This window comes from Roseomonas sp. WA12, from assembly GCF_054165765.1.
The window spans coordinates 643,942-664,715 of the sequence record NZ_JBSTUI010000002.1 but is presented as its reverse complement, the minus strand read 5'-3'; the positions used below and the strand labels follow the sequence as shown (position 1 = coordinate 664,715).

The 20,774-nt window shown below is 69.8% G+C and carries 19 protein-coding genes and 1 pseudogene; 4 read left to right on the top strand and 16 right to left on the bottom strand.

The annotated features are described in order from the left end of the window. Window positions 1–293: 293 nt before the first annotated feature. Window positions 294–1,223: a LysR family transcriptional regulator gene (locus ACVBD7_RS25605; RefSeq protein ID WP_458098302.1), complete on the bottom strand. Its 930-nt coding sequence runs from the start codon at window positions 1,221–1,223 to the stop codon at window positions 294–296. 152 nt (window positions 1,224–1,375) lie between these two features. Here ACVBD7_RS25605 and ACVBD7_RS25600 point away from each other — a divergent pair, with 152 nt between their 5' ends. Further along, window positions 1,376–2,029, top strand: coding sequence for a hydrolase (locus ACVBD7_RS25600; RefSeq protein WP_458098301.1), 654 nt, complete (start codon window positions 1,376–1,378; stop codon window positions 2,027–2,029). A gap of 356 nt (window positions 2,030–2,385) precedes the next feature. On the opposite strand, the pseudogene ACVBD7_RS25595 reads toward ACVBD7_RS25600, so the two are convergent. From ACVBD7_RS25595 to ACVBD7_RS25585, 3 genes and pseudogenes are all read right to left on the bottom strand, one after another. Then, a pseudogene (locus tag ACVBD7_RS25595) lies at window positions 2,386–2,932 on the bottom strand (IS6 family transposase). 149 nt (window positions 2,933–3,081) lie between these two features. Further along, complete coding sequence (locus ACVBD7_RS25590; protein WP_458098300.1) at window positions 3,082–3,225, bottom strand: hypothetical protein; 144 nt, start codon at window positions 3,223–3,225, stop codon at window positions 3,082–3,084. Further along, window positions 3,222–4,238 (bottom strand): NAD-dependent epimerase/dehydratase family protein, encoded by a 1,017-nt coding sequence (locus tag ACVBD7_RS25585; protein WP_458098299.1) that lies wholly within the window; start codon window positions 4,236–4,238, stop codon window positions 3,222–3,224. The genes ACVBD7_RS25590 and ACVBD7_RS25585 overlap by 4 nt, the downstream gene beginning before the upstream one ends. Window positions 4,239–4,734: 496 nt before the next feature. Between ACVBD7_RS25585 and ACVBD7_RS25580 the strand changes: the two genes are divergently transcribed. Then, window positions 4,735–6,411, top strand: a complete 1,677-nt coding sequence (locus ACVBD7_RS25580) for an ABC transporter substrate-binding protein (RefSeq protein WP_458098298.1) — start codon at window positions 4,735–4,737, stop codon at window positions 6,409–6,411. 717 nt (window positions 6,412–7,128) lie between these two features. On the opposite strand, the gene ACVBD7_RS25575 is transcribed toward ACVBD7_RS25580, so the two are convergent. Then, window positions 7,129–8,121 (bottom strand): Bug family tripartite tricarboxylate transporter substrate binding protein, encoded by a 993-nt coding sequence (locus ACVBD7_RS25575; RefSeq protein WP_458098297.1) that lies wholly within the window; start codon window positions 8,119–8,121, stop codon window positions 7,129–7,131. 79 nt (window positions 8,122–8,200) lie between these two features. After that, window positions 8,201–9,031: an IclR family transcriptional regulator gene (locus ACVBD7_RS25570; RefSeq protein WP_458098296.1), complete on the bottom strand. Its 831-nt coding sequence runs from the start codon at window positions 9,029–9,031 to the stop codon at window positions 8,201–8,203. An 81-nt stretch (window positions 9,032–9,112) separates the two neighbouring features. Between ACVBD7_RS25570 and ACVBD7_RS25565 the strand changes: the two genes are divergently transcribed. Both ACVBD7_RS25565 and ACVBD7_RS25560 read left to right on the top strand, forming a co-directional pair. Continuing rightward, on the top strand, window positions 9,113–10,063 hold the full coding sequence (locus ACVBD7_RS25565) for a cupin domain-containing protein (protein WP_458098295.1): 951 nt from the start codon (window positions 9,113–9,115) through the stop codon (window positions 10,061–10,063). Between the two features lie 239 nt (window positions 10,064–10,302). Further along, a complete protein-coding gene (locus ACVBD7_RS25560; protein ID WP_458098294.1) occupies window positions 10,303–10,860 on the top strand; it encodes a MarR family winged helix-turn-helix transcriptional regulator in 558 nt (185 codons plus the stop codon). Here ACVBD7_RS25560 and ACVBD7_RS25555 read toward each other — a convergent pair. The 10 genes from ACVBD7_RS25555 to ACVBD7_RS25510 form a co-directional block, all read right to left on the bottom strand. After that, window positions 10,844–11,620, bottom strand: coding sequence for a CoxG family protein (locus tag ACVBD7_RS25555; protein WP_458098293.1), 777 nt, complete (start codon window positions 11,618–11,620; stop codon window positions 10,844–10,846). The genes ACVBD7_RS25560 and ACVBD7_RS25555 overlap by 17 nt on opposite strands. Further along, window positions 11,610–12,086, bottom strand: a complete 477-nt coding sequence (locus ACVBD7_RS25550; RefSeq protein ID WP_458098292.1) for a (2Fe-2S)-binding protein — start codon at window positions 12,084–12,086, stop codon at window positions 11,610–11,612. Before ACVBD7_RS25550 ends, ACVBD7_RS25555 begins: the two co-directional genes overlap by 11 nt. After that, window positions 12,083–12,973, bottom strand: coding sequence for an FAD binding domain-containing protein (locus ACVBD7_RS25545; RefSeq protein WP_458098291.1), 891 nt, complete (start codon window positions 12,971–12,973; stop codon window positions 12,083–12,085). Before ACVBD7_RS25545 ends, ACVBD7_RS25550 begins: the two co-directional genes overlap by 4 nt. Then, the gene (locus ACVBD7_RS25540; protein WP_458098290.1) at window positions 12,966–15,302 is read right to left on the bottom strand and encodes a xanthine dehydrogenase family protein molybdopterin-binding subunit; all 2,337 of its coding nucleotides are present in this window, start codon (window positions 15,300–15,302) and stop codon (window positions 12,966–12,968) included. Before ACVBD7_RS25540 ends, ACVBD7_RS25545 begins: the two co-directional genes overlap by 8 nt. Window positions 15,303–15,468: 166 nt before the next feature. Next, window positions 15,469–15,891, bottom strand: coding sequence for a hypothetical protein (locus ACVBD7_RS25535; RefSeq protein WP_458098289.1), 423 nt, complete (start codon window positions 15,889–15,891; stop codon window positions 15,469–15,471). 76 nt (window positions 15,892–15,967) lie between these two features. Continuing rightward, the gene (locus ACVBD7_RS25530) at window positions 15,968–17,056 is read right to left on the bottom strand and encodes a Rieske 2Fe-2S domain-containing protein (RefSeq protein WP_458098288.1); all 1,089 of its coding nucleotides are present in this window, start codon (window positions 17,054–17,056) and stop codon (window positions 15,968–15,970) included. Window positions 17,057–17,060: 4 nt separating this feature from the next. Beyond that, window positions 17,061–17,291: a recombinase-like helix-turn-helix domain-containing protein gene (locus tag ACVBD7_RS25525; RefSeq protein ID WP_458098287.1), complete on the bottom strand. Its 231-nt coding sequence runs from the start codon at window positions 17,289–17,291 to the stop codon at window positions 17,061–17,063. A 139-nt stretch (window positions 17,292–17,430) separates the two neighbouring features. After that, window positions 17,431–18,423 carry a PDR/VanB family oxidoreductase gene (locus ACVBD7_RS25520; protein WP_458098286.1) on the bottom strand — a complete coding sequence of 331 codons (993 nt, stop codon included), beginning with the start codon at window positions 18,421–18,423 and terminating at the stop codon, window positions 17,431–17,433. Further along, the gene (locus tag ACVBD7_RS25515; protein WP_458098388.1) at window positions 18,420–19,919 is read right to left on the bottom strand and encodes an aldehyde dehydrogenase; all 1,500 of its coding nucleotides are present in this window, start codon (window positions 19,917–19,919) and stop codon (window positions 18,420–18,422) included. Before ACVBD7_RS25515 ends, ACVBD7_RS25520 begins: the two co-directional genes overlap by 4 nt. Window positions 19,920–19,948: 29 nt before the next feature. Further along, window positions 19,949–20,773 (bottom strand): aspartate dehydrogenase, encoded by an 825-nt coding sequence (locus tag ACVBD7_RS25510; protein ID WP_458098285.1) that lies wholly within the window; start codon window positions 20,771–20,773, stop codon window positions 19,949–19,951. Between the last annotated feature and the right edge of the window lies 1 nt (window position 20,774).

The window sequence follows — 20,774 nt, the reverse complement described above, 5'->3', positions numbered from 1 at the left end:
TGCGAGGTCGGCAATCGCGGCCATACGGTTCGGCTGATCCCGCTGAGTTTGAGCTTCACCAGCCGCACACGGCGGCACCGACGGCCTCCACCCCGATCCCCGCCCAGCACCACCCTACGTGCCCGTGCCGCCGCGAGCGCGGCCCGGGTCCGCTTTACCCCTGTGCCGGACCTCGTCGTGCCATCTTGGCAATCCTGCGGCGGACGTGAACGCACCTCCCCGCTTCAAGGACCGGCCTGCATCGACAGGGCGCTATCTTTCCAGGCCCATCTTTGAACCCGCCCGTGGCTCTTTTACGGCGGTAGAGTGAAAGTCCGCTCCGCCCCGACCGCCGCATTGTCCGACTCAGGAATTGAGACCTGGTCGAAGCACCGGATCAGCAGCTCGATCAGGACACGGATTTTCCGCGCGGGGTGCTGACCGGGCGGTCGAATGACATACACGCCCGCGGGCGGCGGCGGGTACCGCGTCATGACCGGGACCAGCGCGCCAGAGGCCAGATGCTGCTGAGTGATGCCGTCCGGGATCCACGCGATGCCAAGGCCGGCCAGGGCGGCGGCAGCAAGGGCTGTACCGTTGTCGGCCTTGAAGCGTCCCTGCGGGCGAACCGTGACGATCCTGTCGCCGTCCATGAGCTGCCACGCCTCGGTCCCCTGCATAAGGGCCTGGTGCGTGAGGAGCTCATCCGGCGTCTCGGGAGAGCCGTGCGCCCGGATATACTCCGGGCTCGCGACAAGCCTGCCATGGATCGGCCCGACCCGCCTCGCGACCATGTTTGAGTCAGGAAGGTAGCCGATCCGGATCGCGCAATCGAAACCCTCCGCGATGAGATCAACGAAGCGATCGGTGTAGGACGTATAGATGTAAAGCTGCGGGTGCTGCCGCGCCATGTCGGCCAGCACTGGCGCGAGGTGGGTCGGTCCAAATGTCAGCGGGACGGCAACCCGCAGGCGGCCACAGAGGTGACCGGCGGGCAGGATTGTCTCCCTCGCCAGATCAATCTCGGCGCAAGCTCGGGCTGCATGGTCCCGGAACGTGCTTCCTGCTTCCGTCAGGGCGGCGCCACGGGTTGTCCGTGCAAGAAGCTGAATTCCGAGCTCCGTCTCGAGGCGGGCGAGACTGCGGCTGACGATGGACTTGGAGACGCCGAGCCGACGGGCCGCGGTCGAGATGCCGCCGGCATCGGCCACCTCAACAAAGGTTCGAAGGTCCTCGATGTCCAAGTCCGCGTTCCCCGATGCGCGACACAGCTTAGCACCATACCGGACTACCGCGATGCATGCCGGAACGACACTTTCCCTCCCGGACGTTCCCGGCGTCGGCTCCTGCCGCCCGTGAACTCCTGTCACGCGCAACTGCGGCAGAGGATGACCCTATGACACTTCGAAATGGCCTCGCTTCCCTTCTGCGGCCCGAGGACTCCGTGCTCGTTCTAATCGATCACCAGCCCTACCAACTGGCAAATCTGAACAGCCATGAACCCCAGATGGTGGTCAACAACACCGTCGGGCTGGCGAAGGCCGCTAAGGTCTTTGGTGTTCCCACCATCCTGACATCGGTGATCGCGGAGCGGGGCGGTTTCCTCTTCCCTCAGATCACCGATGTTTTCCCCGGGCAGGAGGTTATCGATCGGACGTTCATCAACACCTGGGAAGATCCCAAGGTGGTGGACGCCGTCAGGGCGACGGGCCGCAAGCAGCTAATCATTGCCGGCCTGTGGACCGAAGTCTGCGTCGCGATGCCAGCGATCCAGGCACTCGGCGAGGGCTGGGATGTGACGGTGATCACCGATGCGTCCGGCGGCGTCTCGGTTGAGGCTCACGAGGTCGCCATCAAGCGAATGATCGCCGCAGGCGCGAACATGATGACTTGGCTGGCACTGGCCGCTGAATGGCAGCGAGACTGGGCGCGGACTGAGCAGGCTGTTCCGTTGACGCAGGTCATCACGCAGCATGCTGGTGGCAGCGGCATCGCCTATCTGTGGGAGCAGCAGCTGCTCAATACCCCGGTGCCGAGCACAGCAGGCTGAAACGTGCAGGGGGATGACGAGGCGCGCCGTTACTGTGCTCCCGAGTGGGCCATACCATCTCGAGCATCGTCATCCCCGCTCCCACCTCACGGGAAGAAGCCCGAGCTGTCTGTAGGTCGCGGAGATCGGCTTCTGTAGCAGCGCCTGCAAATGGTCGTTTTGCTTGGCGCCAAATCAGGCAACGCCGGCTCGGCGCCTCATCCCGGCAGTTGGCGCTGCGTTGTTACGCTCTGCATGTGTCGTCGCCGATCGATCTGCATACTGCCGCTTGCTTAGGGAAGCGGTCATAGCTAGCGCGTCGGACGGTTGTGTTTCGAAGTATCTGGCGGTTGCAGATGGCCTGAGTAGCAGGCGGATCAGGGTGCAGTCTGGAGCAGCTTGGCGACGAAAGTGGCTTGGGCCCCCTGTCTCGTGCGCCGATCTCCCGAACCTGCCCCTTCCTGATCATCGCCATCACCTCGTAGCCTGCCAGTGTTCGGTGGGCCGTATGGAAGCCACCAATGCCGAGCCCCAGTCTGGCCAGGCGTCTCACGCACCGATGGTCTTGTTCCACGATGTTGTTGAGACACTTAACCTGGTGCAGGCGGGAGAACCGCCACAACTCGCCGTCCTCCTTTGCTTGGCCGAGAGCAGGAAGTCGATCGTCTGGCCGCGGCTGTCGACTGCACGGTACAGGTACATCCAGCGCCCCTTCACCCGGACGTAGGTTTCGTCGGCCCGCCAGGAGCCGTTGCTCGGGCGTAGATGCGGCCGAATCCGTTTCTCGATCTCTGGCGCGTAGGCCTGGATCCAGCGGAACAGGGTGGTGTGCGCGACGTCCACGCCGCGGTCGGTGAGCATCAGCTGGAGATTGCGGTAGCTGATCGGGAACATGAGGTAACAGCGGACTGCCCAGAGGATCACCTCGGCGGTGAACTGCTGCCCCTTGAAGGACTAATCCGGCCTAGCGGAGGCCACTCGCCGCCGCCTCGTTATCTCAAGGTTTGTGCCTGGTCGGGGAGGCTCGGCAAGCTCGCAAAGGAACCCCGTGCCGCCCGCGGAGAAGCCGGCGTTCAGACCAGCGCGTCGATCCCGTCCCATTCCGCCAGCACCGCGGCGGCGTCCGCCTCGGCGGTGCCTGGTTCGCGGGTGTCGGATGCGGGGGCCATCGCGGTGTCGCCGCCTGTCACCACGGCCACGCACCCGTCCATCCTCATGCCGCTTCCTCCAGCGCCGCGCCATGCGCGAGCCACCACGCCTCGAAATCCGCCGCCGACTCCACCATGCCGTGGCGTGCGTGCCATCCAAATTCCCCGGCGAGGCGTGCAGGGGACAGGGGTCGGCGGTCCAGCGGGCCGTGGAGGTCGATCGTGGCCCCCTCGCCCTCCCGGGCCAGACGGCAGACGAAGCCCGGCCGGGGCACGCGGCGCAGCAGTCCGCCCCAGTCCGCGAGGGGCCAGGATTCGGGGGCGGTGACGTTGTAGAGGCAGTGCCGGGGGCGCTTCGCCGCCAGCAGCCAAGCGACCGCCTCGGCCACGTCCGGCGCATAGATCCAGTCCCGCGATCCCGGCCGCGGTAGCAGGGCGGGCAGCCCGGCGGCGGCGGCGCGCATGATCTGGAAGGGCGGGCTCAGCGTGTCGCGCAGCCCCGTCGCGTGCTCCCAGGGGCCGAAGACGGCGCTGAGGCGCAGGCTGATCACGTCCATGCCCCAGAGCGCCGCCAAGCGCTGGCAAACGCCTTCGCTGGCCAGCTTGGTGATCCCGTAAAGGCCCGAAGGTCTGGCCGGGTCCGCTTCCGCGAGCGGCTCCTCGCCCGGTCCGGCCCCGTAAGCGCCGGCGGAGCTGAGGTTGAGCACGCGCCGCACCCCCATTTCCCTAGTCAGGCGCAGCAGGCCGGGCAAGGCGCCGAGGTTCACCGCCAGGATGGTTTCCGGCGAGGCTGCCTCACGCGCCGGTCCGGCGGTGACGGCGGCGCCTAGCACCATCGCGTCGGCTCCGCCTTCCAGGTGAGGTGCCACCGTCTCCGGCCGGGTGACGTCCACGATCCCTGCCGCCAGATGCCCTGGCAATGGAGCGAAGGCTGCGAGCGCGGCAGCGGGCACGGGACGCCGGTCCAGCAGCGTCACCGCGCACCCTTGCCGCAGCAATGCCTCCGCGATGTTCAGCCCGACGAATCCGCATCCGCCCAGGACGACGACGCGGAGCTCCCGGTTGGATGGAACTCCGTTCAAGGCGTACCGATCCGAGGGGGTAGGGGGGAGCGTCGACATGGCGACAGGATGGAATGCCGACCTGCATTTGGGGAATAGGCTCGCTTCTTCGGCGAATGACAAAATTGGCGGGAGTACGGGGGATCATCGCCTGCGGTGGCCTGGCCGTGTGGATGTCCACTGATCGGACCTGCCACGCGCCGAGAAACTCGAACGGAAGAGGCCCTCCGTGGGTCCTCTGACGAACATTACGAATGCATTCTGCGCTTCGGGCCAGGGGCCGTGCGCGAGCTTAATGTGCTCGCGGCTATGATGGCCACTGCCTGCCGAAACGCTTCGACGTACCCATGTCGTGCTGCCGCTGCCCATGTGAGTGACAATCCGCTCCAGCTCCTGCCCGTTAGGCAGCCATTCGAGACGTCGCGGGTCCACAAACCCGGCCGGGCTGACCGAAACGACCTTGTTGCGATCCCGGCCGGCATCCAGCCTTAAGGCCTCTTTCGTAGCGAGGTCGCCTGTGTCCCCTCCTCCCGCCATCAGCCGCCGCCCGCTGGGGGCCCTGGCCCTGGGCGCGGCGGCTGGCCTCGCCGCCCCACCCGCCTACAGCCAGACCACGTCCCAGACCGCCGGGAAGGTCATCCGCATCGGGATGACGGCAGGGGACATTCCCCGCACCCACGGCCAGCCCGACCAGGCCTTCGAAGGTGTCCGCGTCACCGGGCTCACGATGTACGATGGGCTGACCGCCTGGGACTACGAAACGGGTACGCGCATCGTCCCTGCGCTCGCCACCGAGTGGATGGTGGACCCGGCGGATCGGACAAAGTGGACCTTCCGCCTCCGCCCGGACGTCACCTTTCACGACGGCGCGCCCTTCGACGCCGCGGCGGTGGTCTGGAACGTCGCCAAGCTGCTGGACCGTGCGGCGCCGCACTTCGATCCCGGCCAAGCCGGCACCACCCTGCCCCGCCTGCCCACGCTGCGCGCCGCCCACGCCCTGAACGCGACGACGGTGGAGCTGACCACTGCGACACCCGATTCCTTTCTGCCAATAAATCTAACCAACCTCTTTTTCGCCTCCCCTACCCACTGGGCCGCGAAGCTGGCCGCCGTGCCCGCGGGTATCACGGACCCCACCCAGCGTGCCCTCCGCGCCTGGGAGGAGTTCGCGCGCGACCCCTCCGGCACCGGGGCCTTCCGCCTTGCTCGCCTCGTCCCGCGGGAGCGCCTGGAGTTGGTGCGGAACCCCTCCTACTGGGACCAGGCTCGGCTGCCCCGGATCGACCGCCTGGTCTTCCTGCCCATGCCCGACACCGCCGCCCGCAGCGCCGCCCTCCTCTCGGGGCAGGTTGACTGGATCGAGGCACCGGCACCTGATTCGATTCCCGCCATGCGCGGCCGTGGCTTCCGCATCGTATCCAGCCGCATGGCGCACGTCTGGCCCTGGCAGCCCTCCGTACTCGAGGGCTCCCCCTGGGCCGACAGGCGCGTGCGGATGGCAGCCAACCTCGCGGTGAACCGCAACGACCTCGTCACCCTCAACGGCGGGCTGGCGGAGCCGGCGATGGGGCAGATGCGGCCGGGCCACCCCTGGTTTGGCAACCCCGCCTTCAAGCTGCGCCACGACCCCGACGAGGCCCGGCGGCTGATGAAAGCTGCGGGCTACTCCGCCACGCGCCGCGCGGCCGTGAAGGTGCTGATGACCAACGTCGGCTCCGGCCAGATGCAGTCCCAACCGATGAACGAGACGATCCAAGAGGCGCTACGGGCCTGCCACTTCGACGTCACCTTCGCCGTGCTGGAATGGGGCACGCTGTTCGCCAACTGGCGCGAGGGGCCTCGCGCGCCCGGTTCGCTCGGCGCCAACACGACAAACGTCAGCGTGGCCACCATCGATCCCTTCCTGGCCCTGGCACGCTTCGCCGACCCGAAGATGGCGCCCCCGGTCTCCAACAACTGGGGATACATCGACGACCCCGAGCTTGAGCGTCTGGGGCAGGTGGCCCGCGCCACCTTCGAGGCCGGGCCGCGCGACGAAGCCCTGGCGCGACTGCACGAGCGTCTTGTGGATGAGGCCTACTTTATCTGGTTCGTCCACGACGTGGCGCCCCGTGCTGTCTCCCTCCGTATCGCCCACTACGCCGCTCCCAATGGGTTCTACGTGGACTGGAACCGGCTCGACTTGATAAGTTAGACCCCGTTTCATGACAACTGAGCCAGCCGCCGACGAGGATCAAGGCGGTGGTGAGAGTGAAGAAGTCGACGGCGGAACTGACGGTGGCCTTGTGATTGCGAGTGAGGCGCCGGAAGCGGCCAAACCAAGCATAGGACCTCTTGATGCATTGTGCAGGTTAGCGATTTAGAATGCAGGGGGCACTCGGGCCTGCGCCAACCGGCGCTCAGTGCGGCGCGATCGACTGGAGGCGAGGGTGCTGGAGGCGCTCGGGACGCGGCTGATGCGGCCGGGCCTCGCCGAGGCCTTCGCGGCCGAGTTCGCCGCTCGTCGCAGACGGGCTGCTCGTGTCCGATCAGGCCATGGCGTGCGAACCGTCGACGATCGCGCACATCCGGGTGACCGGAGGAAGCCGGAGCCCGAGCATCCTCGCCGGCAGTGCTCCCCGATGGGCAGCGCGTTGGAGGAGGGCACGCGGGGGAGGGCCGCCTCGTCAATGTCGGGCAGCCAATAGCAACTGTGCTGGATTGGCTGGCCGGAAGTAGATGACGGGCGGGAACCCCGCCTCATCCAAGGGTTCCGCGGAGTTCTTCCAACCAGGGGCTCAACCAGGATCGCCTCGATGCGCAAAGGAAGCTGCGCGACGCCCTGGCAGAGTGGAAGTCTATGTTCAGAACGAACCTCGCGGGCGAACGCCGGCGATCACTCCTGCCGCTCCGTCGGGGATGGGGAGCCGCCTCACAGCCCCGACTGGATGTTCCCGCGCCGGATGACCTCCGCCCAGGTCACTGTCTCCTGCCTGATGCGGGCGCCGAAGGCGGCCAGCCCCTCATCCGTCACGGTCAGCCCCTGCGCCTCTAGGGCCGTGCGCGTCGCCGGGGCATGCAGCACTGCGAGCACGGCGCGGTAGATGGCCTCCAGCGTCGCATCCGGCGTCGCCCGCGGCGCGAGGAGCCCGTACCAGGAGGTGATGTCGAAGCCGGGGATGCCCAGCTCCTCCAAGGTGGGAATCGCGGAGGCGGTGGGCGTGCGGGCGGCGGTGGTCAGGGCAAGGGCACGCACCTGCCCGGCGCGGATTGCCGTCAGCGCCGCCGGCAGGTTGGTGAAGAGCAGCTGCACGTTGCCGGAGACCACGTCCGTCAGCGCCTGGCTGGAGCCGCGATAGGGGACGTGCAGCATGCGGATTCCGGTCCTCTGCGACAGCAGCTCGCCGGCCAAGTGAAGCTGGCTTCCGACGCCGGGCGTCGCGTATGTCACGCCGTCGCGCCGCGTCCCGGCATAGGCCACCAGCTCCGCCACGCTGCGGATGGGCAGGTCGTTGGCGCAGACGATGACGTTGGGCGCGGTGGCGAGCAGGCTCACCGGGGCGAAGTCCCGCTCCACCTCGAAGGGCAGGTTGGCCATCAGGGTCGGGTTGATGGTCAGGTTACCGGCGGGCACCAGCAGCAGCGTGTGGCCGTCCGGTGCGGCGCGCCGCACTGCATCGATCCCGATGTTGCCCTGGGCGCCCGTGCGGTTGTCCACCACGGCGGGCCGGCCGCTGCCGGCCTGGATGCCCTGCGCGATCACCCGCGCCAGCACGTCCACCGGGCCGCCCGGCGTGAAGGGCGCGACGATGCTCACCGGCCGGACAGGCCAGCCCTCCGCCCCGCGTGCCGCGCCGGAGAGGAACGGGAGGCTGCCCAGCGCCAGGGCCTGGCGGCGTCCGAGGGCAATGCGGCTCGGGGTCATGGAATCCTCGCTGTTCGGTCTGGGTCGGTCGCGCCGGCCGTTCCGCCGGCCGGCCCGGTTGGGATGAATGGCCATCGGCTCACGCGCGGGAGGCGCGGGCGACGGGGCGGCCGCCGAAGCCGAGGGCGATGGAGATGCGGCCGGCTGCGGCCAGCACCTCCTTCGCCAGGGCCCCGCGCAGCTCCGCCTCGGAGGTGAGGAGGGCGACCGTCGAGAGGTTGATGGCGGCCACCGTCGCGCCGGACACGTCGCGCACGGGCGCCGCCACGCTGGCCACCCCGGTCTCGTAGCCCGCCACATGCGCGACGAAGCCGGCGGCGCGATCCGTCGCGGCCTGCGCCACCAGCGCCGGCAGGGTGGTAGGGGTGCGCGGCCCGCGGGGTTCCAGCGCGGCCCCGGCATAGAGCTGTTCCAGCGCGTCCGGCGACAGGCTGGCCAGGAGGACGCGGCCCATCGTGGTGGCGTGTGCCGGCAGCCGAGTTCCCACCTGGACCACGCTGGAGAGGCTGCGCCGCGTCGGCAGGCGCGCGAGATAGACCACCTCCCGCCCCTCCAGCACGCCGAGATGGGCGGACCAGCCCGTGCGGTCCCGCAGCGCCTTCAGATGCGGCGCCGCGACTTCCACCAGGTCGCGTGAGGCAAGGTAGCCGTAGCCGAGCCGCAGCACCTGCGGGCCGAGCTCGTAGGTGCGAGTGCCGGCGTCGTAGGTGAGGAAGCCGAGCTGGTCGAGCGTGTAGGCGATGCGGAAGACGGCCGATCGGGTCACGCCCACCGCCTCGCCCATCTCGGTCAGCGTCATGCGGCGCCGGTCCGGCGTGAAGGCCAGCAGCACTTCCAGCCCGCGCGAGAGGCCGGGGACGATGTAGCGATCGTCGGGCGGCTGATCCGGCGCCGGCTCTGTTTTGCCCATAAAATCCTGTATAGCATACAAAACGGCTGGTGGATAGCTTTCCCGGGCCGGTGCCTTGCCGGATGTCAGAGGGAGCGGAGCATGAACGTCGTCACGCCTGTCGCCAGCAGCCTGGAAGCCGATCTGCGCGCCCATGTCGGCCGCCACGTCGACAAGGTGTTCGACTGGGACGCCTTCCCCAGCAACCGCGGCTTCCCGGATCTCGAGCGCGCACAGATGCGCTACATCGGCGCCGGCGGCTCCCCCAAGGTGGGCGACGTCTCGACGCTGAAGCCGGAGCACTTCACGGTCAGCCTCATCTACAAGCATGTCGGCAAGTATGCCGCCTGCCACGCACATGAAATCGAGGAGAGCTTCCTCATCCTCGACGGCGTGCTGACCGTGGGCTGGGAGAGGGACGGCGAGGTGGTCGAGGTCCGCCTCGGGCCGAAGGACATGATCCTCAATGCGCGCGACATCGGTCACGGCTTCCGCAACGAGGGGATCGAGCCGGTGCTGATGTCGATCTCCGTCGATGTCGGCAAGCCGCTGCCGCCGCGCTACCTGTACCATCCCAAGAACACCGCACCCGAGCTCGCCCGCTCCTTCGGGGCCGAGCCCGGCCGCACTATCCCCTTCACCCCGACGGGCGAGCACCCGCTGAACCGGCACATGGCGCGCTACGTCATCCGCCATGCCGAGCAGCCGACGCTGTGGGACGCGGCGGGCTTCACGCGCAAGGTCTATGTCGGGCCGGGCGGCATCGAGAGCGACACCTGCCGCAAGGAGATGCTCGGCATCCCCGTCGGCGTCGGCGTGCGCCCCTATGCCCGCGACGTGGAGGACGCCTTCCTCGTGCTCGAGGGCAGCCTGACCGTGGGATGGGAGGACGAGGAGGGGCGATCGGTCGAGCTCGAGCTCGGCCCGCGCGACCTGGTGCTGAACCCGGCCGGCCGCCGCCACTGGTTCCGCAACAACTCCGCAGGGCCGGTCACGGTGTGGCAGGTGATCGGCACGGCCGAGCCGGAGACGGTGCGCTTCGAGGCGGCCTGAGACAGGGACGGCCGGGGCGGCGGAGGCCGCTCCGGCCTGCCCAGCCCATCCGGTACTGCGAGCGCCTCCTCGAGCGGGCAGCGGGCCGCTCACCCCGCCTGGGAAGAGCGGCACGGATATGCGATAGCCCCGGCGAAGTGACGCGACGGGGGACGGGGGCTTGAGCGAGCGCTGCACCGCGCATCACCTGGGCGGCGGCCCCATCTCGCTCAGCGGCGTCGCATCGGGCGCGGTCCGCGATGGCCGTTAGCGGTGGCCAGCCCAAGGCGCGGGCGAGCCGGTCGCGCGGCGGCAAGGGAAAGCCGGCCGAGCGGTTCGATCTGCTCGACCACCCCATGTTCTTCCTCGCCCACATCCTCACGCGGTTCGACGGCAACGTGGTGGTGGACCTGCGGCGGCACGGCTTCAGCCAGTCGGATTGGCGCCTGATCTCGACGCTGCAGTACGCCGATGGCCTCACCCTGACCGAGCTGGCCCGCATCACGACGCTGGAGCGATCATTCGTCGGGCGGGTGGCCGGCAGCCTCGAGGAACGCGGCCTGGTCCGGCGGAACCTGCCCGAGGACGACCGCCGGACGACGCGCGTCAGCCTCACCGAGGCGGGCCGACGCAGCTTTGCCGAGGTGCTGCTGCCCACCACCGCCGCCCAAATCGACAATGCGTTCCGGGATGTCGGCCCGGAGGATCGCGCGACGCTGTTCCGCGTCCTCCGGCAGATGATGCGGAACGTCTATGACGTGGGGCGCGAGGCGACGCCGATCCTTGATGGCGGACCGGCGGCTAGCGGAGATCCTTGAGCCACCGGGCGGCCTCCGGCGCGGCGCTCGCCGGCCAGAGCACCTTTACGACGCCATCGGCGCGGTGCAGCTCGACATAGATATCGGTCGCCAGCCGCCGCTCGCCCAGGCCGGCCGAGGAAGAGCCACCACCGACGAGGCGCTGCCACCAGCGCGCGCCCAACGGTCCGCCTTGCGGCACCTGCGGCGCGGCCGGGACGATGCCGGCCCCGTCGGCGGCGGCGCCGCCCGCGCAATCCTGCACCGGCGTAAGGGCCGGGGCACCCGGCGCCACATAGGCCTCCTCCGGCGCCGGCCCTTGCCCGGCACCCGAGCGGCGCAGCGCGACGGCAGTGAAGTTCGCCCCGAACTCGTCCCACATGCGATCAGCCTTGGTCTTCATCATGCCCAGGCCGAAAGAGCCCAGCCGGCCAAGCACGTCGGCCCTGGCCCGGATGCGGATCTCGGTGCCGCCCTCGCCAAGATCGGTCAGGAACAGCTCGCTGCTCTGCCGCATCGTGCTCGCGACGGAGGCGTCCTCGCCGGTCCCCTCGATGCGCAGGTAGTCGGGCGCACGGGCCTCCAGGATCCGGGTCCGCACCTTGAAGCGCGCGGCGACGAAGGAGATCTTCACCCGGATCTCGGCGAGGTACTCGGTCTCGCTCAGCACCTCGACCGACTCCGTGCCGGGAACGCAGCCGGCCATCACCTTCGGATCCAGCAGCAGCGCCCAGACATCGGCCAACGGCGCCGCGACGGTCAGTGTCTTCTCAAGTTCCACGCATCTTCTCCGCAGCGGCCATGATCGATTCGACGATGCCGACATAGCCGGTGCAGCGGCACAGATTGCCGCCCAGCCCGGCGCGGACCTCCGCCTCGGTCGGGTCCGGCACCTCGTTCAGGATGGCGATGGCGGCCATCAGGAAGCCCGGCGTGCAGTAGCCGCACTGGAAGCCGCCATGCTCGGCAAAGGCCTCCTGCAACGGGTGCAGCACCCCGCCCACGCAAAGCCCCTCGACGGTCGTGATCTCATGCCCGTCCGCCTGGGCCGCGAGAGAAAGGCAGGACTTCACGACCTCGCCGTCCAGCAGCACCGAGCAGGCGCCGCAGACGCCGGTCTCGCAGCCGCGCTTCGTGCCCGTCAGGAACAGTTCGTCGCGGATGAAATCGGCCAGCAGCCGCCGCGCCGGCACCTCCATCCGGTGGACCTCGCCGTTGACGGTCACCTCGATCGCGATCCGGCTCATGCGGCGGCCCCTTCGACGGCCTTGTCCGCGATGCCCTGCGGTACGAGGCGCTCGATCGTGCGGCGCGCCACGACGCGCACCATGTCGCGGCGGTAGGCCGCGCTGCCACGCCCGTCGGAGACGGGATCGATTGCGGCCGCCACGATGTCGGCCACCTCCCGCGCGAGCGCGAGCGTGACCGAGCGGCCAACGAGAAAAGCCTCGGCCTCCATCACGCGGGTCGGGACCACCGTGGTTGCACCCACCACCAACCGCGCCTCCTGGATGACGCCACCTTCCCGCCGCGCGACAAGGGAGAGGTTGATCAGCGGCCGGTGCTCGGCCGCGGTCCGGTGGAAGCGGGCGTGGTGGCCGAAGTCGAAGCGCGGCGGCGGCAGGCGGATGTCGGTCAGCACCTCGTCCGGCCCCAGGGCGCTGGCGTAGTAGTCCACCAGGAACGCGGTGACCGGAAGGAGCCTCTCCCCCCGCACGCTGCCGAGCGCGAGCCGGGCATCAAGCGCGGCCAGGCAGCTCGGCGGGTCGGTGGTGGGATCCGCGTAGCAGAGATTGCCGCCGATGGTGCCCTGGTTGCGGACCTGCGGGTTGGCAAGGCGAGACGCCATGTCCGCCAGCACCGGGTAGTGCTGCCGCACCAGCGGCGAGCGCGCCACCGCGGTGTGCGTCGTCAGCGCGCCGATCCGCAGCCCGTCGCGCAGGTCGTAGGTGATGCCGCGCAGGGCACGCACCCGGGCCAGGGAGAGGAGATGCGTCGGCGTGACCATGCGCTGCCGCAGCGCCAGCAGCAGCGCCGTGCCGCCGGCGATCATGCGGCAATCCTCCCCGTGCCGCGCAAGCAGGCCGCTCACCTCCGCGACTGTCTCGGGCATCAGCAGGTCGAAGTCACGCATCGCCGCTCCTCCGTGCGCGCAGCCCAGCCAGGATCTTCTCCGGCGTGATCGGCAGGTCGCGGATGCGCACCCCCACCGCGTCATGGACGGCATTGGCAATGGCGCCGGCGCCCGGCAGCATGGCCGTCTCGCTCGCACCCTTCGCACCGTAAGGCCCGTTCGGCTCCATCGACTCCACAATGCCGGAGCGGATGTGGGGCAGGGATTCCGCCGTGGGCATGGTGTAGTCGGCAAGGTTGCCGTTCAGCAGCCGGCAGTCCTCGAACCGCATCTCCTCGTACAACGCCCAGCCGATGCTCATGGCCGCCGCCCCGCAAGTCTGGCCATGCACCGCCAGCGGGTTCAGCGCGCGGCCGCAATCGTCCGAGACGACGGTCCCGACGACCTCCACCTGCCCTGTCTCGGTGTCCACCTCGACCTCCACGGCCTGGGCCGCGAAGGAATAGCCGGGCGCCACGTTGCCGTACTGATCGGGCCGCGACATGGCGAGGAAGGTGGGCGGGTCGTAGGTGGCCGTCACCCGCAATTCCCCGCCGCCATGGCGGTAGATGTGCATGCGCGCCAGCTCGCCGAAGGTCAGCCGGCGGTTCGGCGAGGCCGAGGTCGCATAGACCTCCCCGCCCGACACGGTGAGGTCGGCCTCGGGCACGCCGAGGGTTTCGGAAGCGATCGCGAGGAGCCGGCCCCGGATCTCGCGCCCGGCCCGGATGGCCGCATTGCCGGCGAGGATGGTGACGCGCGACGCGATGGAGCCGTGCCCGTAGGGCGAGGTGTCCGTGTCGGTCGGAAGGACCGTGACATGGGACACGGGCAGGCCCAGCTCCGCGGCGCAGCACTGCGCCAGCATGGTGTAAGCGCCCTGCCCCATATCTGCCTCGCCGGTGGAGAGGGTGACGCGCCCATCCGTGCTCATGCGAGCGACGACGATGGACCCGTCCCAGTTGCCCATCTCCCGGTTGCCGCTGACATGGATGGCGCCCGCGAAGCCGATGCCCCGGCGCATCGCCCCGGACGCCCGCGGCGTCGCCTTCCTGGCCGCCCAGCCGATGCCCTCGCTGACCTGGTCGAGGCACTGGGAGAGGCCGGCGCTGCCGAGCTCGAAGCCGTGCACGGTGGTGTCGCCCGCCTGCACGGCGTTCCGCTTCAAGAACTCGACGGGATCGATGCCCAGCATCCCCGCCATCTCGGCCATGTGGCTGTTCAGCGCGAAGGCCGCCTGCGGGCCGCCAAAGCCGCGAAGGGCACCGCGCGGCGGATGGTTGGTGAAGGCGAGGCGGCCGTGCAGCCGCACGTCCTTCAGGTGCCGATGCATGTTGTCGCTCCGCACCAGCGACACCTGCAGCACATGGGTTGCAAGCCCCTCATAGGCACCGCAATCGGCTAGCAGGCTGACCTCCTTCGCGATGATGCGGCCCTCGGCATCGGCGCCCATCCGCAGCCGGATCCGTTCCGCCGGGCTGGAGCGCGCGCCGAGGAAGTCGTCGAGACGGCTATTGAGGAACCGGACGGGCCTGCCGAGCCGCCAGGCCATCCAGGCGCAGATAAGGCTGTTGCACTCCTCCACCGTCTTGCCGCCGAAGGCGCCCCCGACGGTGGACTGGATGACGCGCACGGCGGAGACCGGAAGGCCCAGCGCCTCCGCGAAGCGGTTGCGCTGCAGGAAGGCGGTCTGCGTCGGCGTGCGCACGATGAGCCGGCCGCCCTCCCCCACCCAGGCCACCGTGGCCATCGGTTCCAGATAGCCCGGGTACTGGGAGGTGGTCTCGTAGCTGGCCTCATGCACCAGCGTGGCGCGCGCGAAGGCAGCGTCCACGTCGCCGCGCTCCACCTTGTACTCGATGGAGAGATTGCCCGTGTTCTCGTGCACCTCGATCGTCCCCGGGCGCAGCGCCTCCTCCATGTCGCGGACCAGGGGCAGCGGCTCGTACTCGACGCGCACGAGGTCAAGCGCGTCCCGCGCCGTCTCCTCGTCCACCGCCGCCACCGCGACCACCTCCTCTCCCACGAAGCGGACCTTCGAGACGGCGAGGATGCGGTGCTGCTTTCGATGCACGCCGGTCAGTCGCTCGGGCGTGTCCTCACCCGTGAGGACGGCGAGAACGCCCGGCAGCGACCGGGCGGCGGCGGTGTCGATGGCGACGATCCGGGCATGGGCGTGCGGGCTTCGCAACACCTTCAGGTGCAGCATGCCCGGCAGCCGGAAGTCGCCGCCGTACAGGGCCTTCCCCGTCAGCTTCTCCCGGGCGTTCACCTGCGGCGTCGGTCGACCGATCGTCGAGGCCTCGGCGTCGGCGTCGGCGTCGGGAAAGGCGTGTGGCGTCGCTGTCATCTGCGTCCGGAGAGGTCGTTTTGCCCCGGCCTCCCTCGTCGTCGGCCGCGACGTGCCGACGCTAGGCTTCCCGCCCGGGATCGGCAACAAGTACCGTGCTTGGGCACGCATTAATCCGGAAGCCGGCGGTCGCGCGCTGCCGGGCCTCAGGCGCGCGAACCATCCGTCAGCCAGGCTGGGCGATGGCGCCGTCCGGCCGGTACGACATGGCGTACTGGAAGTAATCCGCCCGCGGATCGTCGTAGAGGGTGACCGAGGCGCCGCCGCCGGCACGCCCACGGAACCGTTCCCGTGAGGCGTGGTCATAACCCTCGAAGGCGATGTCGTCGGTGAAGTGCAAGTCCACGGCGCCGGCGCCGTCGAGAGCCAGCCCGTCGGGGCCGAGATGCACCACCCGGCCGGTCGCGGCATCGCGGAATCCATCCGGCAGCGGCTCGATGACGAAACTCTCACCCGTGCCGAGCGCATGCACCAGCACGGGGCAGCGACCGACGCAGCGCCGGTGCGCCGCGACAGCCACGATGCGACGCGTGTCGGGATCCATCCCGATCCCTCTCTCGCCGCCCCTCTCGCCGCCGGGCCAGCTCACGCCGTCCATCCGGCAGGCCCCTCCGTCCGGCCAGGACGGAGGGCGACCCATACGGCGCGGGCCGCCATACCGCGGATCATCCCTTCCCCGCCGCCCGCAGCTCCGTCAGCTGCTTGCGCGTGAGCTGGGCGAGATAGCGGCGCAGGCGGATGAGGCCGGCATCGTGCTGGTAGAGCATCTCGTGCTTCTCCAGCCCGGGCTTGCAGCCGGCAAGCATCTCGCGATCCTGCTCCAGCACCGCCCAGTGCCGCGGCTCCATACGGGTCTTGTAGAGGAAGCGCCAGGTGTCGCGCTGCCAGCCCTGCACCTTGCGGCAGCGCCAGAAGAAACTCGCCGTATTGTTCTCGTCGATCGGGGTGGCGAAGCCGATGATGGCGAAGTTGCCGCCCGGCCCGCCGGAGGGCGGATAGGGAATTTCCAGCCGCACATAGAGCGCACCGTCATCCACCAGCTCGGACCAGTCGAAGTTCACGTCCCGCTGTCCCTCCTTTTCGAAGAAGAAGCCGGTGGGCGTGTCGCGGGTGACGAAGTGGGCTTGGGTATCGCCCTGGAACATCGTGTGCGAGTTCGCGTGCAGGAAGGTCCCGTGCATCGGGTCCATCGCGTTGTCCAGCGAGTAGCGCCAGAACATCTCCCAGTCCGCGTAGCAGACGAAGCGCTCCCACTCCGGGGCGGCGAGCTGCGGCGGCGGGACGAAGTCGGGTGCCTCCTCGTGCAGCGCGTCGCCGAACCAGACGAAGATGGCATCGGCCACCTCGACCGCCGGGTAGGTCTTCACCGCCTTCTTGCCCTCGAGCGGGCAGCCGGGCTGGCCGGGCACGGAGAGAACGGTGCCGTCCGGCCCCACCTCCACGCCATGATAGTTGCAGCGCAGACGGTCGCCCTCGTTCTGCCCGCGCGACAGCGGGACGGCGCGGTGCGGGCAGCGGTCCACCTGCACGTGGATGCCGCCTGCGGCGTCGCGCCAGAGCACGAGCGGCTCGCCCAGCCGCGTGAGCCCAACCGGCTTCTCGCCGGCCTTAACGAAGCGCGAGGGCAGCACCGGCCACCAGCGATTGCGGACACCGAGCTTCAACGCCTCGCGAATCTCGGCATCGGTGACGGGGCCATTCTGGCCCGGGGCCGGCCGGGTGGCGGCGCGGGAAGGGAGGGTGGTGGCGCTCATGGGCTTAGGCTCCCAGCTCCTGCATCGTCGCCTGGAAATTCTCGGGGGTCCACTGGCCGCCCGCCCTGGGGCGGATGCGGGAGCGGTTGAGGGCCGCGACCAGGTCTTCCAGCTCCCAGTTGCCCTTCGCGAAGGCCGCCTCGATGGCGTCGGCCAGGCCGCATTCCCACTCGGTCGGCAGGCGGCTGATGCTCTGCCGTTCCTCCAGATGGGGGAAGCGATAGGTGTCGTTCACGATGCCTTCTCCTCTCGCTCGGCACGCCGCCCCGGCGACGGGACGGGCACCACCTCCGGCGGGCGCGCCGGGCCGCCGCTCCGGGTTTCGTTGCTGCCCCGCAGCACCCGCGGAGCGGCTGTGCCGCGTCCCGGCGCGCTCACAGGTCGAGCACTAGGCGCTGCGATCTCGCGCGCGACACGCAGGTCATCATCGTCGCGTTGGCCGCCCGCTCCGAGGCGGAGAGGATGCTGTCGCGGTGATCCACCTCACCCTCCAGCACCGGCACCTCGCAGGTGCCGCAAACCCCCTGCTCGCAGGAGCACGGGATGGCAAGGCCGGCGTCGTTCAGCACGGACAGCACGGTGCGGTCGGGCGGCACAGTGATGGTGAAGCCGCTGGCGGCGCATTCCACCTCGAAACTGCCGGAGGTCTCGCCCTCCGGCCGGGCGCGGGCGGTGAACCACTCGAAGCGAACGCTGTTCTCCGGCCAGCCTACGGTGGCCGCCTCCACCGCCGTCATCAGCCCGTCTGGGCCGCAGCAGTAAAGCAGCGTGTCGCGGCGCGCCTCCGCGAGATGGGTCGCGACATCGAGCCGCGTGCCCTCGGTGCTGGCGTGGACGGAGACCTCGCCGGCACCGGCCAGCGCCAGGGCGCGCGCCTCGCGCAGGAAGGGTGCGTCGGCGGCCCGAGGCACGCAGAGCAGGAGGGACCAACGCGCTCCCGCCGCGGTGGCCGCGCGCATCATCGGCAGCAGCGGCGTGATGCCGATCCCGCCGGCGACGAAGAGATAGTTCGGCGCCGGATCGAAGGCGAAGTTATTGCGCGGCAGGCCGAGGGTGACGGTCACGCCCGGCCGCAGCTCCCCACGGTGCACGAAGCGGGACGCCCGGCCGCCCTTCACGTCGCGGACAGCGATCCGGTAGGTGTGGCGGTCCGCGGGATCGCCGCAGAGGGAGTACTGCCGGGTGGTGCCGTCCGGCAGGTGCAGGTCGACATGCGAGCCCGGCTCGTAGCCCGGCAGCTCGCGCCCGTCCTCAGCCTCGAAATCGAGGGAGAGGATGCCCGGCGCCTCGAGGGTGACGCGGCGCAGCAGGGCGGTGAATGTTCCTGCAGCGACGCTCACCGCTGCCGGGTTGCCGATGGCATTCATGCGGCGAGCCCCGCCCAGGGATGCGGCCGGCCGGAGGTGTCGAGATAAAAGGATTTCTGGCGCTGCCAGGCGCGCAGGCCCTGGCGGCCCTTCTCGCGGCCCAGCCCGCTGTCCTTGATCCCGCCGAAGGGCGTTGAGATGGAGAACTGCTTGTAGGTGTTCACCCAGACCGTGCCCGTGCCGACGCCGCGGCCGACGCGCAGGGCCCGGTTAAAGTCACGGGTCCAGATTCCGCAGGCCAGGCCGTAGCTGCTGCTGTTGGAAAGGGCGATCGCCTCGGCCTCGTCCTCGAAGGACTGGACATGCAGGACGGGGCCGAAGATCTCCGCCTGGCAGGTCGCGGCGTCGTTCGGCAGGCCGGCGATGATGGTGGGCAGGAAGTAGATGCCGGCGTCGTATGCCGCGCCCTCCGGCCGTGTGCCGCCGCACAGGATCTCGCCGCCCTCGGCCACGGCCCTGGCCACGGCGCGCTCCACGCTGTCGCGATGCGGGTCGCGGATCAGCGGGGCGACCTGGGTCGCGGCATCGGCGGGATGACCGATGCGTAGCACCTTCGTGGCCGCCACGAGCCGCTCCACGAAGCGATCGTGGATGGAGCGCTGCACCAGCAGCCGGGATCCGGCGATGCAGGACTGCCCCGTGGAGGAGAAGATGCCGAACAGGATGCCAGCCACAGCAAGGTCCAGCTCCGCGTCCTCGAACACGATGGTAGGGGATTTGCCGCCCAGCTCGAGCGAGACGGGCATCAGCTTGGCCGCCGCCTTCGCCGCGATGCCGCGCCCGACCTCGGTGCCGCCCGTGAAGCTCACCTTGCCGATGGCGGGGTGGGTGACGAGGGTATCCCCCACCTCCTCCCCGCGCCCGGGAAGGACGGAGAGAAGGCCGGCGGGCAGCCCCGCCTCCTCGCATATCTGCGCCATCACGAGGGAGACGAGCGGGCTCCAGGAGGCCGGCTTCATCAGCACGGCGTTCCCCGCGGCCAGGGCCGGCGCCAGCTTCTGCGCGTCGGAGGCGATGGGGGAGTTCCAGGGCGTGATCCCGGCCACCACGCCGATGGGCTCGTGCACAGACATGGTAAGATACGCCCCGCGGGACGGGGTCAGCGCCTCCTCCTCCGTCTCCAACACGGCGGCGTAGTATCGGAAGGTGCCGGCGGCGCTGGCGGCGAGGGCACGGGTTTCGGCGAGGGTCTTGCCGGTGTCGCGGCTCTGCACCTGGGCGATGCGCTCGGCGTGGCGGGTCAGCCCGTCGGAGATGCGGTGCAGGATGGCGGCGCGCTGATGCGGCAGCAGGTCGCGCCAGGCGGGGTCGGCGGCGGCCCGTTCGGCGCGCGCGATCGCCTCCTCCACATCGGCGCGGGAGGCGCCGCGGAGAGTCATGTTGACGCCCCGGTCGGCCGGATAGATCGAGGTGATCTCCGGCCCGCGCCCCTCGCGCCACTCGCCGCCGACGAAGATGCGGCCATCGGGCAGACCGATTTGCTGCAGGTCTGCCATCACAGCACTGGTCGTCACAGCACTGGCCATCACAGCACCACCGGAAGAACGCGGTTCAGGACCTCGCGCGCGACGCTGTAGCCGGCGCCGAGCGAGGTCTTCGGATTGGACGGGGACGGCTTGCCCTCCAGCCGGATCGTGAAGTCGACGGCCGCCGAGCGCACGATAATCTCGTGCTGGTTCCTGGTGATCCCGGGATCCGCGACGAGCCGCACCCGCGTCGCGTCGAAGCCCGCGCCCGCCAGCGCGACGGTTGCGGCCACATTGGCGTTCTGCGGATAGTCGCGCGCGGCGTCCCGCGCGCTGCCCTCGAAGAAGGTCACGGGTTCGGTCAGCCCGCTCAGGTCCAGCAGGCTTTCCGCGCGCGTGCCGGCCCAGGCGCGTGGCGGCTTTCGGCCCACATAGGCGACCTCCTCCAGGCCCGAAAGACGCGCGGCCGCGAGGGCGTCGATACCGCCCACGGCTCCGGCCGGCAGGATCAGACTCGCGCCCCCCCTGGCAGCCGCGGCGACGAGGGTGTCTTGCAGCGCCTGATCGGCCAGCGCCCCGGTGGAGATGACGACAAGATCCCGTCCGGCAGCGAGCACGGACGCACCATAGGCGCGCACGGCGGCATGGCCGGCGCACTCGGCGACGAGGTCCGGAGCCGCGGCCAGGAAGGCGTCGAAATCCGTGTGAACGGCCCATTCGGCCGCCGTGCTGCCGAAGCGCTCCCGCAGTGCCTCTCCCTGCGCCTCGCGCCCCGGACGGACGAGCAAGCTCAGCGAGGAGAGCGGCCCCGGCAGCCCAGCGCACAGCGCCGAGAGGACGGTATCCGCCATCCCGCCCGCGCCGATCAGGCCGAGGCGCAGCATG

Coding starts and splice junctions, on each gene's coding strand:
- ACVBD7_RS25600 (WP_458098301.1), top strand. CDS start 1,376: ATGACACTTCGAAATGGCCTCGCTTCCCTTCTGCGGCCCGAGGACTCC.
- ACVBD7_RS25560 (WP_458098294.1), top strand. CDS start 10,303: ATGGCCGTTAGCGGTGGCCAGCCCAAGGCGCGGGCGAGCCGGTCGCGC.
- ACVBD7_RS25565 (WP_458098295.1), top strand. CDS start 9,113: ATGAACGTCGTCACGCCTGTCGCCAGCAGCCTGGAAGCCGATCTGCGC.
- ACVBD7_RS25550 (WP_458098292.1), bottom strand. CDS start 12,086: ATGAGCCGGATCGCGATCGAGGTGACCGTCAACGGCGAGGTCCACCGG.
- ACVBD7_RS25575 (WP_458098297.1), bottom strand. CDS start 8,121: ATGACCCCGAGCCGCATTGCCCTCGGACGCCGCCAGGCCCTGGCGCTG.
- ACVBD7_RS25570 (WP_458098296.1), bottom strand. CDS start 9,031: ATGGGCAAAACAGAGCCGGCGCCGGATCAGCCGCCCGACGATCGCTAC.
- ACVBD7_RS25590 (WP_458098300.1), bottom strand. CDS start 3,225: ATGAGGATGGACGGGTGCGTGGCCGTGGTGACAGGCGGCGACACCGCG.
- ACVBD7_RS25545 (WP_458098291.1), bottom strand. CDS start 12,973: ATGCGTGACTTCGACCTGCTGATGCCCGAGACAGTCGCGGAGGTGAGC.
- ACVBD7_RS25530 (WP_458098288.1), bottom strand. CDS start 17,056: ATGAGCGCCACCACCCTCCCTTCCCGCGCCGCCACCCGGCCGGCCCCG.
- ACVBD7_RS25520 (WP_458098286.1), bottom strand. CDS start 18,423: ATGAATGCCATCGGCAACCCGGCAGCGGTGAGCGTCGCTGCAGGAACA.
- ACVBD7_RS25510 (WP_458098285.1), bottom strand. CDS start 20,773: ATGCTGCGCCTCGGCCTGATCGGCGCGGGCGGGATGGCGGATACCGTC.
- ACVBD7_RS25540 (WP_458098290.1), bottom strand. CDS start 15,302: ATGACAGCGACGCCACACGCCTTTCCCGACGCCGACGCCGACGCCGAG.
- ACVBD7_RS25515 (WP_458098388.1), bottom strand. CDS start 19,919: ATGGCAGACCTGCAGCAAATCGGTCTGCCCGATGGCCGCATCTTCGTC.